The 15,968-nt window shown below is 61.2% G+C and carries 17 protein-coding genes; all 17 read right to left on the minus strand.

What is annotated here, in order from left to right:
• Positions 1-49: 49 nt before the first annotated feature.
• The gene (locus tag C6W55_RS11515; protein ID WP_286892715.1) at positions 50-1,315 is read right to left on the minus strand and encodes a D-alanyl-D-alanine carboxypeptidase family protein; all 1,266 of its coding nucleotides are present in this window, start codon (positions 1,313-1,315) and stop codon (positions 50-52) included.
• Between the two features lie 222 nt (positions 1,316-1,537).
• Positions 1,538-2,995 (minus strand): IMP dehydrogenase, encoded by a 1,458-nt coding sequence (gene guaB / locus C6W55_RS11520; protein WP_015256398.1) that lies wholly within the window; start codon positions 2,993-2,995, stop codon positions 1,538-1,540.
• 177 nt (positions 2,996-3,172) lie between these two features.
• Entirely contained in the window at positions 3,173-4,450 is a 1,278-nt protein-coding gene (locus C6W55_RS11525; protein ID WP_286892716.1) for a putative glycoside hydrolase, read from the minus strand.
• Between the two features lie 157 nt (positions 4,451-4,607).
• Entirely contained in the window at positions 4,608-6,140 is a 1,533-nt protein-coding gene (gene lysS, locus C6W55_RS11530; protein WP_015256400.1) for a lysine--tRNA ligase, read from the minus strand.
• Positions 6,141-6,263: 123 nt separating this feature from the next.
• On the minus strand, positions 6,264-6,740 hold the full coding sequence (greA, locus tag C6W55_RS11535) for a transcription elongation factor GreA (RefSeq protein WP_015256401.1): 477 nt from the start codon (positions 6,738-6,740) through the stop codon (positions 6,264-6,266).
• Positions 6,741-6,978: 238 nt separating this feature from the next.
• Positions 6,979-7,968: a tRNA dihydrouridine synthase DusB gene (gene dusB / locus C6W55_RS11540; protein WP_015256402.1), complete on the minus strand. Its 990-nt coding sequence runs from the start codon at positions 7,966-7,968 to the stop codon at positions 6,979-6,981.
• Positions 7,969-8,079: 111 nt separating this feature from the next.
• On the minus strand, positions 8,080-8,295 hold the full coding sequence (locus C6W55_RS11545) for a helix-turn-helix domain-containing protein (protein WP_286892717.1): 216 nt from the start codon (positions 8,293-8,295) through the stop codon (positions 8,080-8,082).
• Complete coding sequence (gene folK / locus C6W55_RS11550; RefSeq protein ID WP_015256404.1) at positions 8,247-8,804, minus strand: 2-amino-4-hydroxy-6-hydroxymethyldihydropteridine diphosphokinase; 558 nt, start codon at positions 8,802-8,804, stop codon at positions 8,247-8,249. Before folK ends, C6W55_RS11545 begins: the two co-directional genes overlap by 49 nt.
• Positions 8,788-9,168, minus strand: a complete 381-nt coding sequence (gene folB / locus C6W55_RS11555; protein ID WP_286892718.1) for a dihydroneopterin aldolase — start codon at positions 9,166-9,168, stop codon at positions 8,788-8,790. Before folB ends, folK begins: the two co-directional genes overlap by 17 nt.
• Positions 9,156-10,040, minus strand: a complete 885-nt coding sequence (folP, locus tag C6W55_RS11560) for a dihydropteroate synthase (RefSeq protein ID WP_286892719.1) — start codon at positions 10,038-10,040, stop codon at positions 9,156-9,158. Before folP ends, folB begins: the two co-directional genes overlap by 13 nt.
• A gap of 4 nt (positions 10,041-10,044) precedes the next feature.
• The gene (locus C6W55_RS11565) at positions 10,045-10,947 is read right to left on the minus strand and encodes an aminotransferase class IV (RefSeq protein WP_286892720.1); all 903 of its coding nucleotides are present in this window, start codon (positions 10,945-10,947) and stop codon (positions 10,045-10,047) included.
• The gene (gene pabA / locus C6W55_RS11570) at positions 10,944-11,525 is read right to left on the minus strand and encodes an aminodeoxychorismate/anthranilate synthase component II (RefSeq protein WP_213484888.1); all 582 of its coding nucleotides are present in this window, start codon (positions 11,523-11,525) and stop codon (positions 10,944-10,946) included. Before pabA ends, C6W55_RS11565 begins: the two co-directional genes overlap by 4 nt.
• The gene (locus tag C6W55_RS11575; protein WP_286892721.1) at positions 11,522-13,249 is read right to left on the minus strand and encodes an anthranilate synthase component I family protein; all 1,728 of its coding nucleotides are present in this window, start codon (positions 13,247-13,249) and stop codon (positions 11,522-11,524) included. The genes pabA and C6W55_RS11575 overlap by 4 nt, the downstream gene beginning before the upstream one ends.
• Before the next feature lie 239 nt (positions 13,250-13,488).
• Complete coding sequence (locus C6W55_RS11580) at positions 13,489-13,611, minus strand: hypothetical protein (RefSeq protein ID WP_269724207.1); 123 nt, start codon at positions 13,609-13,611, stop codon at positions 13,489-13,491.
• Between the two features lie 51 nt (positions 13,612-13,662).
• On the minus strand, positions 13,663-14,253 hold the full coding sequence (locus C6W55_RS11585) for a hypothetical protein (protein ID WP_286892722.1): 591 nt from the start codon (positions 14,251-14,253) through the stop codon (positions 13,663-13,665).
• 13 nt (positions 14,254-14,266) lie between these two features.
• Positions 14,267-14,863: a matrixin family metalloprotease gene (locus tag C6W55_RS11590; protein WP_286892723.1), complete on the minus strand. Its 597-nt coding sequence runs from the start codon at positions 14,861-14,863 to the stop codon at positions 14,267-14,269.
• A gap of 395 nt (positions 14,864-15,258) precedes the next feature.
• Positions 15,259-15,968 (minus strand): reverse transcriptase domain-containing protein (locus C6W55_RS11595; RefSeq protein WP_286892724.1); only part of this gene is annotated, 710 nt, incomplete at its 5' end.

Genomic DNA, 15,968 nt, shown 5'->3' on the forward strand with positions numbered 1-15,968 from the left:
GAACGAGCCGACGCCGGCAACTGCGCAGAATATGCGTCCGGTCGGCGTTCTACCCGGTGATGCCCTTGAACAGATTGCGGAAAAATTCGCCGATGCCGCGGAACATGAGCCGCCACCAGCTGCCCTTCTTCGCTTCCTCGCCCGTGATCAGGTTCACCGTCTTCTCCAGCTTGCTCACGCCGTCGGTGTAAACATAGGTGACGGTGCCGACTTTCGTGCCCGCAGGAAGCGGCGCCACGAGCTCTTCCGGCGGCAGGACTTCAAGATTCGACACTTCGATCTGCGGCTCGACGCCTTTGCGGACGAGGAAGGTGACATCCGATTCGGTCACGACCGGCACTTCGGTCTTGACGCCTTTCTTAATCTTGACCTTTTCCACCGATTCTACAACCGATTTCGGGGCCACGACCGTCTTCATCTCGAAATTGTTGAACCCGTAGTCGAACAGCTTCGCCGTCTCCAGGAACCGCTCGCCCATCGAGTCGGTGCCCATCACGACGCTGATCAGCCGCATGTCGCCGCGTTTCGCCGTACCCGTGAAGCAGTAGCCCGCTGCGCTGATGTAGCCGGTCTTCATCCCGTCGACGCCTTCATAGGCGTACTGACGGAAGTTCGTTACATCTTTGTTCCCTTCGAGCATCCAGTTGTAGTTGATCATCGGATCCTTGTCCCGCTCGCGGAATTTGTACTGCGTGATGCTCGAATATTTCAGGAACGTCTCGCCGTGCTGCTGCAGAATGACCCGCGCGAGCTTCGACAGATCGCGGGCCGAAATCACCGTGTCTTCCTGCAGGCCGGTCGCCCCTGTGAAGTGCGCCGTGGACAGCCCGAGCTCACGCGCCGTGTCGTTCATGATGTCGACAAATGCGGCTTCCGATCCGGCGATGTAGGATGCGAGCGCGACCGTCGCGTCGTTGGCCGAGCCGACGGCCATCGCAATGTACAATTCCTCAACCGTATGCTTGTCGCCCTCAGCCAGATAGATCTGCGAACCGTCGGCCGGCGTCGAAGCCGCCTCCTTGCTGACCGACACAACGTCCGACCAGTTCAATTTGCCCTCCGCAATCCGGCTGAGCACGATATATTCGGTCATCAATTTCGTCATGCTGGCAGGCGGTCTGGGCTGATCCGCATTGCGTTCATACAGGACTTGTCCCGTCTCGAAATCGATCAGGATGGCCGCGTCAACCGATTCGCCGAGTTGGAACGTCGTTCCCGATACCGTCGCCGTACCTTCTTCCGCCAGGACCGCAGGCACGGCCCCGAGCGCATACACAACGAACAACACGGCCAGAACAGCTGCCAAGGTCCGCATTCGGACAGACCGTTTCCCGTGGTCGTTCAACTCCGTTTCCCCTTTCTCCCCGTGTCGTATCGTCCCTAATTGTATCACAGTCTTTCCGGGCAGAAAAACCGGGAATCCCGAAAGACCGCCAGCTCCGCACGGCGCCCGCATCTACAGAAAAACGCGGACCTTGTCGAGTCCGCGTCCCGTTGCAGGGTGTGCGCAGCAAGTGCGATTCCGGGAAGCCGCTTGTTACAGCGAATAGTTCGGCGCTTCCTTCGTAATCTGCACGTCGTGGGGATGGCTCTCCCTGAGGCCGGCGTTCGTAATCCGGATAAATTGCGTGTCGTTGATCAGCTCCTGGATGTTGCGCGCGCCGCAGTAGCCCATGCCGGCGCGCAGCCCGCCGATCAGCTGATGGACCGTGTCGGCCAGCGGGCCCTTGTACGGCACCCGGCCTTCGATGCCTTCCGGCACGAGCTTGCTCTCGTTCTCCTGGAAGTAGCGGTCGCCGCTGCCTTCCTTCATTGCGCCGAGCGATCCCATGCCGCGGTAAACCTTGAACCTCCGGCCCTGGTAGATCTCCGATTCGCCCGGGCTCTCCTCCGTGCCCGCGAACAGGCTGCCGATCATGACCGCGCTGGCGCCTGCCGCGATCGCCTTCGTAATGTCGCCGGAATATTTGATGCCGCCGTCCGCGATGATCGGCACGCCGTATTGGCGCGCCACCGTCGCGCAGTCATAGATCGCCGTAATCTGCGGCACGCCGATGCCGGCGATGACCCGGGTCGTGCAGATGGAGCCCGGCCCGATGCCGACTTTGACGATCGAAGCGCCGGCTTCGATCAGGTCACGCGTCGCTTCGCCCGTCGCCACGTTGCCCGCGACGATCGTCAGGTCCGGATACAGCGCGCGCAGCTTGCGGACCGTCTCGATGATATTGACGTGGTGGCCGTGCGCCGAATCGACGACGATCACGTCGACGCCGGCTTTGACCAGCGCCTCCGCCCGCTCGAAGGTGTCCTTGGAAATGCCGATCGCGGCGCCGCAGAGCAGCCGTCCCTGCGCGTCCTTCGCCGCATTCGGGAACTGGATCGCCTTCTCGATGTCCTTGATCGTGATGAGGCCTTTCAGCACGTTGTTCTCGTCGACGAGCGGCAATTTCTCTATCTTGTGCCGCTGGAGAATCCCTTCGGCCTGCTGCAGCGTCGTGCCGACGGGCGCCGTCACGAGGTTGTCGCGGGTCATGACTTCCTTGATCTTGATCGAGTAGTCATGGACAAAACGCAGGTCGCGGTTCGTCAGAATGCCGACCAGCTTGCCGTCGCCATCCACGATCGGCACGCCCGAGATCCGGTACTTGCCCATCAGTTCCTCGGCGTCGTAGACGTGATGCTCCGGCGTCAGCGAGAACGGGTTCGTGATGACGCCGCTCTCCGAGCGCTTGACCCGGTCGACTTCTTCCGCTTGCTGGGCCGCCGACATGTTCTTGTGGATGATGCCGATGCCGCCTTCCCGCGCAATCGCGATCGCCATTGCCGACTCCGTCACCGTGTCCATGCCCGCGCTGATGAGTGGAATGTTCAGCTTCACGCTGCCGCTCAGCTTGACGGATACGTCGACTTCCCTCGGCAGTACCTCCGATTTGCGCGGAATGAGCAGCACGTCATCGAACGTCAGCCCTTCCTTGGCAAACTTCGTTTCCCACACAGTTGGTTCCTCCTCGATGATGCGGACCCGAAGGTCCGGTTCGACACATTCCGGCGGCCGGATACCGCAGGCCGCAGCCCGCGCGGCACCGGCTCCCTGTGTATATTGTCGTTATATTATCAAAGCGGTTTTGGGCCTGTCAAGGACAGTCGGGATGCCCCGAAACGCGCTTCGGCGTCAGCGGTAATCGTACGTGCAGGACGAGTTCCAGAGCAGAAATTGCTTCACGCCCGCCTCCTCGGCGGCGCGGATCTGCTCGCGGATCTGCCTCGCCCGGTACGGCTGGTGCGGGCGCAGCCAGGCGGCGGTGAACGCCTGGAGCCACGGCCGGATCTTCGCGGGACTTGCGCCCTCCGCCGAAAGCACCCGGTTGCGCTTGCCGGCATCATCCAGGGCATGCCGGACGACGGCCGACGGCGCCAGGTCGGGGTGCCGGATGCCGTACGTCCCCCCGGCGTAATGGGACGGGTAGACCATCGGGGAGATGACATCCACCGCCGGGGCGATCTCCCGCCACGTCTGGCCGATGCCCATGTCGTCACGCGCCGTCGTGACCAGGCCGAACACGTCCGCCGACAGCGCCGTGCCGGTTGCATGCAGCGCGCTGCGCGCATCGCGGAGAAACCGGCCGATCGCTTCCCGCTTCGTCCACCCTTCCGGGTTGCGGTAGCGGACGACGCGGTCCATCGCTTCCCCGTTGTCGGGGAACCGGACATAGTCGAACTGGATTTCGTCGAATCCGAGCGCGGCCGCTTCCTTCGCAATGGCGATGTTGTAGGCCCGCACTTCCGGCCGGTACGGCTCGACCCAGGGCTGCCCTTTCCGGTCCCGCCACAGCGCGCCGGACGCCGTATGGAACGCCCATTCCGGCTTCGCGCGAGCCAGCAGCGGATCCTTGAACACGACGACACGCCCGATCGTATAGATCCGCTTCGCCTTCAGCCGCCTGAGCAGGCCGGCCATGTCGCGGACCTGCGCCCCGCGGTCGGCGCCGACGGCGCGGACTTCCGGCAGCGACGACCGGTAGGTCAGCTGGCCGTAGTCGTTCTTCACGTCGATGACCATCGCGTTCAGGTCCGTCTCGTCGACGAGCCGGATCAGCCGCTCCATCGGCTCCTTGCTGCCGGCGATCCAGCCGGAGACATAGATGCCCCGGATGTCGTCCGGAATCGCTGGCGCATCGGAGCCGGCACGGCCGCGGGGTTCAAATGCGTCCCGCTCGGCAGACCGCCGAACCGGCGCGGACTCGTCCGCCCTGCCATTCGGTTTTGACGTTTCCGTCTTGGACGGATGCTCCGCCCCGGGATCCGCCTGCACGAACTCCGACATCCGTTGGTCCGCCGGCTGACGTTCCTTCCGCCGATCCTCCGATCCATCCCCGGCCGCGCAGCCGCCGGCCAGCAGCAACGCCGCGGCGAGCGCCATTCCTCTCACCGTGAGCGCACGTCCTGTCATGGGCGTTCCTCCGCAACGTGGTGTGCCTTTAGTATGGGCACGCAGCCTCGTCCAGTTGAGAAGGAGATTCCGCCAGCTTAGGAAGAAATCGCTCGCCGCCGTTCTGCACAACAAAGACCGCCCGCAACAGCTGCAGGCGGTCTCAAGCCAACAAGCGTTATTCGCCGGCGCGATCCCGCATATGCGGGAACAGCAGCACATCCCGGATCGACGGCGCATCCGTCAGCAGCATGACCAGACGGTCGATGCCGATGCCGAGCCCGCCGGTCGGCGGCATGCCGTATTCCAGCGCGCGCAGGAAATCCTCGTCCATTTCATGCGCCTCGTCGTTGCCTTGCTCGCGTTCGGCAAGCTGCGCCTCGAACCGTTCGCGCTGGTCGATCGGATCGTTCAGCTCGGTGAACGCGTTCGCATGCTCCCGCGCGACGATGAACAGTTCGAACCGGTCCGTAAAGCGCGGATCTTCGTCATTCTTCTTCGCCAGCGGCGAGATCGCCACCGGATGGCCCGTGACGAACGTCGGCTGGATAAGCGTGTGCTCGCAGAACTTTTCGAAGAACGCGTTGACGATATGGCCGAACTGCATGTGCGGCTCGACCGGCACGCCGTGCGCCTTCGCCAGTTCATGCGCCTCTTCGTCGCTCATCTGCTTCGTGAAGTCGATGCCCGTCGCTTCCTTGACGAGCTCGACCATCGAAACCCGGCGCCACGGCGGGGCCAGGTCGATCTCCATCCCCTGGTACGTGATCTTCGTCGTGCCGAGCACGTCCTGCGCGATATGCGCGATCAGGTTCTCGGTCAGCGTCATGATGTCGCGGTAGTCGGCGTAGGCCTCGTACAGCTCCAGCATCGTGAACTCCGGATTGTGGCGCGTCGACACGCCCTCGTTCCGGTACACCCGGCCGATCTCGTACACCTTCTCCAGGCCGCCGACGATCAGCCGCTTCAGATGCAGCTCGATCGCGATCCGCATGTAGAGCTGCATGTCCAGCGCGTTGTGATGCGTGATGAACGGCCGCGCCGCCGCGCCCCCGGCGATCGCGTGCAGCGTCGGCGTCTCGACTTCGAGATAGCCGTGGCTGTCCAGATAGCGCCGCATCGATTGGATGATGCGGGAACGGGTGATGAACGTCTGCTTCACGTCCGGATTGACGATCAGATCGACGTAGCGCTGCCGATAGCGCAGCTCGACGTCTTTCAGCCCGTGATACTTGTCCGGAAGCGGCAGCAGCGACTTCGTCAGCACCTCCAGCTCCTGGACCTTGACGGAAGTCTCGCCGGTCTTCGTCTTGAAGACGGTGCCCTTCACCCCGATGATGTCGCCGATGTCGAGCATCGAGAACGCCTTGTACGCCGTCTCGCCGACCGCGTCCTGACGGACGTAGATCTGGATCCTGCCCGACAGGTCCTGGATGTGGGCGAACGACGCCTTCCCCATGGACCGCTTCTGCATGATCCGTCCGGCGATGCTGACGGATACCTGCTTCGCCTCAAGCTCCTCCGTCTCCAGCGCATCGTACGCGTCCAGAATCTCCTGCGCCTGATGCGTCCGCTCGTACTTCCGGCCGAACGGGTCCAGCCCGAGTTTCCGGAGCTCGTCCAACTTGCTTCGCCGGATGCGGAGCAGCTCGCTCAATTCCTGCTCCTGTCCGGCCGTTTCCACACTGCCGCCTTGCTGCTGATGATCCAAATGTCCCAACTCCTTGTTCAGATAGCCGATAAGCGAACTTATGGGCGGAATGACTTACAAGTCCACATCGTCGGAAAAAAAAGCTTCCGGAGGAAGCTTTTGCACCATGCCCTTATGCCCTTCTCACTTCTTGATGTCGACAATCTTGTATTTGATGATGCCCGCGGGTACATTCACGTCGACGACGGTTCCCTTCTTCTTGCCGAGAATCGCCTTGCCGACAGGGCTTTCGTTCGAAATCTTGTTCTGCGACGGATCCGCTTCCGCCGTGCCGACGATCACATACTCCATCGTGTCGCCGTACTCGACGTCTTCCACCGTCACGATCGAGCCGATGCTGACCGTGTCCGTGTCGATCTCGTCGTTGTTGATGATGCGGGCGTTGCGAAGCATTTTCTCCAGGGTGATGATTCGCCCTTCGATGAAGGCCTGCTCGTTCTTGGCGTCTTCATACTCGGAGTTCTCGCTGATGTCGCCGTAGCCGATGGCGATCTTGATCCGCTCTGCCACCTCGCGCCGCTTCACCGATTTGAGGTTTTCCAGCTCCTCTTCGAGCCGTTTCAAACCGTCTTGCGTAAGAATGATTTCTTTGTCGCTCATCTAACGATTCTCCCGTCGTAGCGAATTTTCATACCCTATAAGAACTGAACTCGCTATAATATATTGCCGCTCCGGCCGGTCATGACACTTGCAACTACCCGCTTGCCTGCGGTCGGGTCAATGTTATTGCATGATTATAGGTCATACCCGTCGGGTATGTCAATCTCGCCGGGGTGCCTGCCTGACGCCCCGGCGGAACCGCGAAGCCGCGCGGACCAGCCGCGCGGCCGTTCATGATTCAGGCGGTGCCGACCGTCTCCTCCAGCGAGTCGACGTAGTCGTTCAGGATGCTTACCATGCGATCCCGGCTTGTCTCTTCCATGATCTGATCCTTCACGCGGGCGGCCCGCGGCAGTCCCTTCAGGTACCAGGCGAGATGCTTGCGCATCTCCCGGACCGCCTGCGCCTCGCCCTTCAGCGCGATGAGGCGGTCCATGTGCAGAACGGCGATTTCGACCTTCTCCTTCGGCGTCGGCTCGGGCAGAAGCTCGCCGGTCGTCAGATAATGGACGGTCCGGTACAGCATCCACGGGTTGCCGAGCGCTCCCCGGCCGATCATGACGCCGTCTACGCCGGTCGTCTCCAGCATCCGCTTCGCGTCCTCCGGCGTGAAGACGTCGCCGTTGCCGATGACCGGAATCGAGACGGCCTCCTTCACTTCCTTGATCACGTTCCAGTCGGCCTTGCCCGTGTACAGCTGCTCCCGGGTGCGCCCGTGAACGGCGACCGCCTTGCCGCCGGCCCGTTCGACCGCGCGCGCGTTCTCGACGGCGTAAATGTGCTGGTCGTCCCAGCCGATCCGCATCTTCACGGTGACCGGCTTCTCGACGGCATCGACGACAGCCGCCACCATCTCGTAAATTTTGTCCGGATCGAGCAGCCAGCGCGCGCCGGCGTCGCATTTCGTCACCTTCGGCACGGGGCAGCCCATGTTGATGTCGATGATGTCGGCGTTCGTCTGCTTGTCGACGACTTTCGCCGCCTCGACAAGCGACTTGCGGTCGCCCCCGAAAATTTGCAGGCTGAGCGGCTTCTCCCGCTCGTCCACATAGAGCATTTCCATCGTCCGCTTGTTGCCGTGAATAATCGCCTTGTCGCTGACCATCTCGGCGCAGACCAGTCCGCATCCGAACTCCTTCGCGATCAGCCGGAAAGCGGGGTTGCACACGCCGGCCATCGGCGCGAGCACCACCTGATTCTTGAGTTCAATATCGCCGATCTTGAGCATGTTCCATCGCCTCCTTCCCGCCGGTTCAGGCAAAAAAGATCAACGCAAAGCGCGCACCGCACCCTTACACCGCATCAGATGCCGTGCACGCCATAACCGCCGCCCGGAGCGTCAGGCGCCGGGCTCGTTTCCCGTCAGTTCGTCGTAATCGATGCCGAGCGACTCGGCAATGCGCTGCATCAGCCTGGAATCGGGCCGGCGCGTGCCCCGCTCGAGCGAGCCGAGCACGGCAACCGAGACGCCCATCCGGTCAGCCAGCTGCTGCTGGGTCAGTCCTTTCAGTTTTCGAAATGCGCGGATGCGCAAGGCCAGGTGATCGTTGTCCATCTTGCGATGCCATCCTTTCCCTGCGAGAGCGCCGCACGGGCCGCCGACTCGACCGCCGGCCTGCAGGATGCGTGTTCATCCAGCACTTCGAGCAGCGGCACGAGCACGAATGCCCGCTCCATCATCCGGGGATGGGGAAGCGTCAGCTCTTCCGTCGCAAGCTCGGCGCCGTCCATCAGCAGCAGATCAAGGTCGATCGTGCGCGGACCGAAGCGGATATTCCGCACCCTGCCGAGTTCCCGCTCCACTTCCAGCATCTCCCGCAGCAAATCGAGCGGCTGCCGCTCCGTCGTCAGCGCGGCCGCCATGTTGAGAAATTTCGGCTGGTCGACATACCCGACCGGATCCGTCTCGTAGACGGCGGACACCCGGTCGACCGTAATGCCGTCGCGAGCGTGAAGCCGCCGCAAGGCCTCCGCAAGCTGCGCTTCCCTGTCTCCCAGATTGGAGCCGAGCGCGATATAGGCGCGCCGTCCGGCCGGCGCCTTGATGTCATCCTTGCCCGTCATGTTGTTCCCGCTTTCTGCGCAATTCCACGGTCACGCCGTCGAAATGGATGTCAAACGGCGGATGCGGCTTCGTCACGCGGACCAGAACTTCATTTATATTAGTATAAGTGTCGAGCAGATCGGTTGCAATACGGCGGGCCAGCGCTTCGATCAGCCTGCACGGCGGACCTTCGACGATTCGCTTCACCCGCGCGTGCAGATCGGCGTAGTTGACCGTCTTCGCCAGGTCGTCCGCCGCCGCCGCTTCCTCCAGATCGAGCGCAAGCTCCACATCCACCATGAATTGCTGGCCGAGCCGGTTCTCCTCCGGAATGACGCCGTGATAGCCGAAAAAACGCATGCCGCGCACGATCATTTTGTCCATGGTACGCCCGCCTCCCCGCGAATGTCGGCCTGCCGATAGACCACCGCATCGGTTATCCGCACCGTCCGGACGATGCGGTCCACGTCATGCACGCGCACGACCTGGCAGCCTTGGGCGATGCCGAGGGCGACGGTCGCGGCCGTTCCTTCGACGACGTCGTCCGCCGGCAGATCAAGCGTATGGCGGATGAACCGTTTGCGGGACGTGCCGAGCAGCACCGGGTAACCCAGCCGGACAAGCTCGGCGAGCCGGCCCATCATGTCGAGATTGTCCTCATATTCTTTCGCGAAACCGATGCCCGGGTCGAGCCAGATGTTATACGAATCGACACCCGCATCAAGCGCTGTCCGCACCGATGCCAGCAGATCGGCCGCCACGTCCCGGGCGATATCGGCATACCCGCCGGTTTCGCGCCGGTTGTGGCTGATGACGACCGGACAGCCGAATTCGGCCGCGGTGCGCGCCATCTCCGGATCGGCCGTAAGCCCCCAAATGTCGTTGATGATGTGCACGCCCGCTTCAAGCGCCTTCCGCGCCGTCTCCGCCTTGTACGTGTCGATCGAGAGCGGCACGTGCGGCAACGCCTCGCGCACCGCCCGGATGACCGGGATGACGCGCCGGATCTCCTCGTCCGCGGGCACCGGCTCATGTCCCGGCCGCGTCGATTCGCCGCCGATGTCGAGAATGTCCGCCCCGGCTTCGACCATCCGCACGGCATGTTCGACGGCCGCGTCCACCGCCATGTACCGCCCCCCGTCGGAGAAGGAATCCGGCGTTACGTTCAGGATGCCCATCACAAGCGTCCGTTTACCCAATTCCAATGTCAAACCCTCGCCAAGCTGATACGTCCGGCTCCAGAATACCGGTCTCATTGCATCACCAAACTCCTTCCGCCGCCGCGCCGATGGAGCGCCGCACCTTAGCGCGGTACGCCTCGAGCAGCCTTGTCGTCACCGGCCCGGCAAGCCCGCTTCCGACCGTGCGCACCGTCCCGTCCGCCTCCGCGATCCGCGTCACCGGCACAATCTCCTGCACCGAGCCGGTCAGCCAGACTTCGTCGGCCATGAGCAGGTCGGCCGCCGTATAGTATCCTTCTTCCGTCTCCAGCCCCTCGGACCGGGCCAGCTCCAGCGTCAACGCGCGCGTGATGCCGGGCAGGATGCCGGTTGCGATGGCGGGGGTCCGCACGATGCCGTCCTTCACGAAGAAAAGATTGCTCACGATCCCTTCGGCAAGCCACCCTTCCCGCGTCAGCATCAGCCCTTCCGCCCCCGCCGGCGCGCCGCTCGCCGCAAGCTCCCGCTTCGCCAGCACATTCGTCATGTAATGAAGCGATTTGAGCCGAACCGGCGTCTCGGGCATGCCCCGCGGCGTCCGCAAGATCCGAAGCTCGCGCCCTTCACGGTACAGCTGCCCGCCCAGCGGCGGCAAGGGCTTGACCATGAGCAGCGTGTTCGGCCGCTCATACGGCCCGTCGTTCAGGCCGAGCCCCGCGTCGCCGGCGGTCACGGTCAGGCGGATATACGCGTCGGCCAGCCCGTTCGCCTCCAGCGCCTTGGCGAGCCAGTCCGACACGTCCGCTTCCGTCATCGTCCAGCGGATGCCGAGCGTCTCGCAGCCGTTCCGCAGCCTGGCGAGCCGGTGGTCGAGCGCGAACGGCTTCCCGCCGTACGTGCGGAACGTCTCGAACAGCCCGATGCCGTAGAGAAGGCCGTGATCCATTGCCGGAATCACGGCCTCACCCGCCTCGAGCACGGCGCCGTTCCATCCGATTCTCATCGGACGGCGCCCGCCTTGTACGCGAGGAAATTGCGCAACATCGTCCTCCCGTGCTCCGTCATGATCGACTCGGGATGGAACTGCACGCCTTCGACAAGATATTCTTTGTGCTTGATTCCCATGATCTCTCCGGTTTCCGTCTCGGCCGTAATCTCGAGACAGTCCGGCAGCGTCTCCCGCTTCACGATGAGCGAGTGGTAGCGGGTCGCCGTGAACGGGCTCGGCAGCCCGGCGAACACGCCTTTGCCCGTGTGATGGATTTCGCTCGTCTTGCCGTGCATCAGATTTTCCGCGCGCACCACTTCGCCGCCGAACGCCTGGCCGATCGCCTGGTGGCCGAGGCAGACGCCGAAGATCGGAATTTTCCCTTTGAAATGGTCGATGAGCGCGAGGCTGATGCCCGCCTCGTTCGGCGTGCAGGGACCGGGCGAGATCAGAATATGGTCCGGGGCCAGCGCTTCAATGCCGGCAAGGTCAATCTCGTCGTTCCGCCTGACGACGATCTCCTCGCCCAGCTCGCCCAAATATTGCACCAGGTTATAGGTGAACGAATCGTAGTTGTCGATGACCAGAATCATCGCCGTTCCTCCTTCGCGGGCTCGTCCGCCCCGGCCGCATGACGCGACGCGTCTTCCGCTTCGCGTTCGACATACTGAACCGCCTTCCAGAGCGCCTTCGCCTTGTTCAGCGATTCCTTGTACTCCCGCTCGGGGTCGGAGTCGATCACAATCCCGCCGCCGGCCTGAATGTGCACGCAGCCGTCCTTGACGACCATCGTGCGTATAAGAATATTAAATTCCATATCCCCGCTGTAGTCAATCCAGCCGAGGGAGCCGCAGTACGGCCCGCGCCGCGTCGGCTCCAGCTCCTCGAGAATCTCCATCGTGCGCACCTTGGGCGCACCCGTAATCGTCCCGCCGGGAAAAACAGCCCCGATCACGTCCAGCGCATCCTTCCCTTCCGCCAGCTCTCCCTCCACCTGCGAGACGAGATGCATGACGTGGGAATAGTATTCGATCGTCATCAGTTCCTTAACCCGGACGGTGCCGTACCGCGAGATCCGTCCGAGATCGTTCCGCTCGAGGTCGACGAGCATGATGTGCTCGGCCCGCTCCTTCTCGCTCGCGAGCAGCTCTTCCGCCATCCGCCGGTCTTCCTCGGGCGTGCGGCCGCGGCGGCGCGTGCCGGCGATCGGCCGGGTCGAGAGCACTCCGCCGCGCATCGCGACGAGCAGCTCCGGCGACGCCGAGACGAGCCGGAAATCGGGGCAGCGCAGGTAGCCCATGTACGGCGACGGATTGAACAACCGCAGCCATTCGTACAGCGCATCCGGATCGGCCGCCGAAACCTTGCTCATCCGTTGCGACAGATTCACCTGGAACACATCGCCCTGCGCAATGTAATCGCGGATTCGCTCGACCGCGTCCATGTAAGCCCGCTTGCTGAACGGGCGGATCAGCCCTTCGAGCGCGTCGATGTCGATCTCGAGCCGGTCCGCCTCCATCGCTTTCCGGCGCCCGGCGAGACGCAGCTCCGCCTCCGGCGCACGGGCGGCCTCGACGATGCCGTTCCAGATCTCCCGCATCCGGGCGGTATGCCGCAGCGCTTCTTCATGCAGGCTGGCCAGCCCGCTGTCGTCCGTTCCGTCCGGCACCTCTACGTGGCAGGAGAGAATCAGCTCCCGCGCCTCGTGGTCGATGATCCACAGCTCGTCCAGCTTAAGGAACAGGTAGTCCGGCAGGCCGAGATCATCGGCTGCCAGCTCGGGCAGCCGCTCGATCGAGCGGACGATGTCGTAGGCGAATAGCCCGGCGATGCCGCCCGTCCACTTCGGTCCGTCCGGCAGCGACGGCCCCCGGCGCCCCGTGATCCAGGCGCGTACCACGTCAAGCGGCTTGCCGGTGAAGCGCCGCGTCGGCGGCGAATCCTTCTGACCGGTCGTCCCTGCGCCGCGAATCGCCTCTGCGCCGCGGTTCACTGCCGCTCCAATCGCCGCCTGACCGATCACGGCTGCATTGCCAATCACCGCCTCGCCCGCTGCTTCGCCCGTCTCCGTCGCCACGGCTTCGCTTCCCTTGCCGCGCAGCACGGCCGACGGCCGGAGGCCGAGGTACGTGTACCGGCCGTCCTTGCCGCTCTCGAGCACGATCGCGTGGGGATACGCCGCCGCCCACGCGCCGCTCCACTCGGCCGGCCGATCCTCGCCCGGTTTGAGGTGCACGCGCCTAAGCAACGGCAGCGTGTTGAACCCCTCGCTGCGCCACGCGCGCCATTGTTCCAGTGTTGTCACAGCTTCCGTCATCGTTTCATTCGTTCCCCCCATCACCGCCGACCGGAAAATCGGCATGCCGCCATGCGCCTGCGCTTCAGAGACGTTCACATTGCCATCAGTATAGCCCAATCGATCAGAATAAAGGAAGCCATCTGCGCCATTTCGACAAAAGCGCAAAGAGCGCAGAAAGCCGTGCAAAGCCAACCTTGAGGCATGCAAAAAGCGGCACCCGCGTATACAACGCGAGGTGCCGCTCGGCGATCTGACGGTCAACCGATCTGAATCTGCACTTTGAGATCATCCGGGCGCGCGCCGTGCTCGAACAGATGCGGCAGATCGTCCAGCCCGATGACGCTCGTGACGAGCGGCCGCCGCAACAGCGATTTCGGCAATTGCCGAATCCGTCGAGGCTCCGGGCCGTCTCCCTGGTCAGGCTTGCCGGATTATTCACCGAAACCGTACTTTTCGGAAACTTGCTTGTAAAGTTGTCTGTACGCCTCGTCATCCTCATCGATTTCCAATTCCGCAACCGTCAAGCCCGGAGCAGGTTTCGCAGCCGGAATGACGTACTTGCCTTGGTGATTACCGATGATCTCGTAGGTGTCGGGCTGCTGGGTGGGGCCTTGATACAGGAACAATAAATACGTTTTCCCTTTTGACAGCGGAACATAGATTTCATTCGGCATCCATTGATAGGATCCATAGAGATCGCGCCATTTGGCATAATATTCAACGATAGTCAGCGTATCTCCTATGTTGACATTCCCCTTGTACACGTTTTGTACTTTGACTTCGGAAAAAGTCTTCGTTTCCAACGGATATTTGTCCTTTTCGTCCAGTCTCACGACAGAGGATTTTTCCCGTTCATACTCCACTTCCACAATGGCGGTTGCCAGTTGCTCCATTTCGTCCAACGAATAAATGTGATAATCAGCCTCGGGACGGATCACCTGCGGATCAAGATGTTTGTATGAAAAAAAACCGGCGACAAACAGCAACGCCATGGCGCCGCAGATCATGACGGCTCTCTTCATCATCGATCCCCCCTTACGCTCCATACTTGCTCTTCAGTACATCCTTGTCATGCTGCTGGATGGTATAATAGCCGTTATCACCTTGTTTCATGATGGCGACTTCTGATGTATCGGCCGGATGTTTCAACCCCAACGAATGCCCCAGTTCATGAAGAAACACTTTTTTCTTGAGGTTGCTGCTCAAAAAGGAATATCCCTTTTTCGTCGTTGAATCCGTATTCGTGTTGATTTCGATGATCGAATCTTTCCATGATCCATCCCAGTCGCATCTATAACCCCATATGATGCTATAGGTGTAGTTGCAAGTTTGCGCCCAATTCCCGGTTGAACCCAGGTCTTTGCCGATGATGTTAATTCTCGAAAAATGGGGTGTATCATCCAACGTATATTGTTCATAAGGTTTATTCAACCCTACGTTTGACGAAATGCCGTTCCAGTTAGAATACCACGATTGAAAGGAACTTAAATAATTCGACAAGCTTGGACCGACAGCGATACCCAGACTTGTGGTGGTCGCGTTCCACGAACCACTGTAAACGTCAGTGCTGTGCGCGTGGACATTGTAGCCAATCAAGAATGAAAACAACAATGAAAACCACAAAAGCTTCACCGACCGCAAACGCCTTTTCATCATCTACCACCTTTCTTCAATTTAATATCTTAACTTCCGTTTTATTATAAAGTCATCAGATATATGAATCAATAGTAAATTTTATGAAATCAAGTTGGCTCGGCTGAGGGCATGATGTGAACATCCGGTATGTGATCGTGTCGGTGGAAACACAGGCTGTCATTAGTCGATTGACCCGCCATCACTGGAGCTTACAGGTCCAGCCCTTGGCGGCTTTAGACACTCGATAGCCCCCATTCCGGACTTCCACCGTATAGATGACGCTCATGCCGGGCTAGAGTAAAGGGCTGGGGATTCCAGCCCCTCCTCATCAAACCGTACGTGAGGTTTTCCCTCATACGGCTTTCCGATGTTCGTCATTCATGTGCATGCAACTAGCAGAGCTTCTTTAGTCCACAGACATTGGCAATGTGTTTCACTTTGTGCCAGCAACTACGCCAGTTCCGCCGCTGGTGCTTTTTCGCGTACCAGCGCGTCAACCGCATAAGAATATACCAGTCCAGCTTCGCCATCTTGCGGTGGCTGTATGCCATCATGTAGTAATTCTTCCATCCTTGAATCTTCGGATTTAACCAGTCCACGTGTTCTTGAATCGACTTGTGCCGCATGGTCGCCGTTCCAAGCCGTTCTCTCACCACTTCCCGAATGTGCTTCTCCGCTTTCGCGCTCAGCCATTGCTGCGTGGTGTAATACGCCTGGTTCCGCGACGTCGCCGCTTTCGCCTTCCGGTGATGCAGTCCAAGAAAGTCAAACCCTTCCTCTCCTGTCCACATCCCCACGATCCGCGTTTTCGTCGGGTGCAAGGTCAGTTCCAGACGTTCCATAATTGCCCTAACCAACTGGTAGGCGTGCCGGGCGTCTTTCTTCGTCTTGCACACGATGACAAAATCATCCGCGTACCGGGTGAGTACCCCGACTTCCTTCCCGTGCTTTTCCCACAATCGGTCGAAGTAGTTTAGGTAAATGTTCGCCAATATCGGCGAGATCACTCCTCCCTGCGGTGTGCCGAGGTCCGAACGTTTGACGTTCCCTTCCTCCATCACGCCTGCCCCGAGCCATTGCCGGATCAGCTTTAGGACCCTTC

Origin of the sequence: Thermobacillus sp., from assembly GCF_003390775.1 — a bacterium.
Classification (GTDB): Bacteria; Bacillota; Bacilli; order Paenibacillales; family Paenibacillaceae; genus Thermobacillus; species Thermobacillus xylanilyticus.

Bases quoted from the DNA above. Each gene is read 5' to 3' on its own strand.
- C6W55_RS11515 (WP_286892715.1), bottom strand. From the start codon at position 1,315: ATGCGGACCTTGGCAGCTGTTCTGGCCGTGTTGTTCGTTGTGTATGCG.
- C6W55_RS11525 (WP_286892716.1), bottom strand. From the start codon at position 4,450: ATGACAGGACGTGCGCTCACGGTGAGAGGAATGGCGCTCGCCGCGGCG.
- greA (WP_015256401.1), bottom strand. From the start codon at position 6,740: ATGAGCGACAAAGAAATCATTCTTACGCAAGACGGTTTGAAACGGCTC.
- dusB (WP_015256402.1), bottom strand. From the start codon at position 7,968: ATGCTCAAGATCGGCGATATTGAACTCAAGAATCAGGTGGTGCTCGCG.
- C6W55_RS11545 (WP_286892717.1), bottom strand. From the start codon at position 8,295: ATGGACAACGATCACCTGGCCTTGCGCATCCGCGCATTTCGAAAACTG.
- folK (WP_015256404.1), bottom strand. From the start codon at position 8,804: ATGACGGGCAAGGATGACATCAAGGCGCCGGCCGGACGGCGCGCCTAT.
- folB (WP_286892718.1), bottom strand. From the start codon at position 9,168: ATGGACAAAATGATCGTGCGCGGCATGCGTTTTTTCGGCTATCACGGC.
- folP (WP_286892719.1), bottom strand. From the start codon at position 10,040: ATGAGACCGGTATTCTGGAGCCGGACGTATCAGCTTGGCGAGGGTTTG.
- C6W55_RS11565 (WP_286892720.1), bottom strand. From the start codon at position 10,947: ATGAGAATCGGATGGAACGGCGCCGTGCTCGAGGCGGGTGAGGCCGTG.
- pabA (WP_213484888.1), bottom strand. From the start codon at position 11,525: ATGATTCTGGTCATCGACAACTACGATTCGTTCACCTATAACCTGGTG.
- C6W55_RS11575 (WP_286892721.1), bottom strand. From the start codon at position 13,249: ATGACGGAAGCTGTGACAACACTGGAACAATGGCGCGCGTGGCGCAGC.
- C6W55_RS11585 (WP_286892722.1), bottom strand. From the start codon at position 14,253: ATGAAGAGAGCCGTCATGATCTGCGGCGCCATGGCGTTGCTGTTTGTC.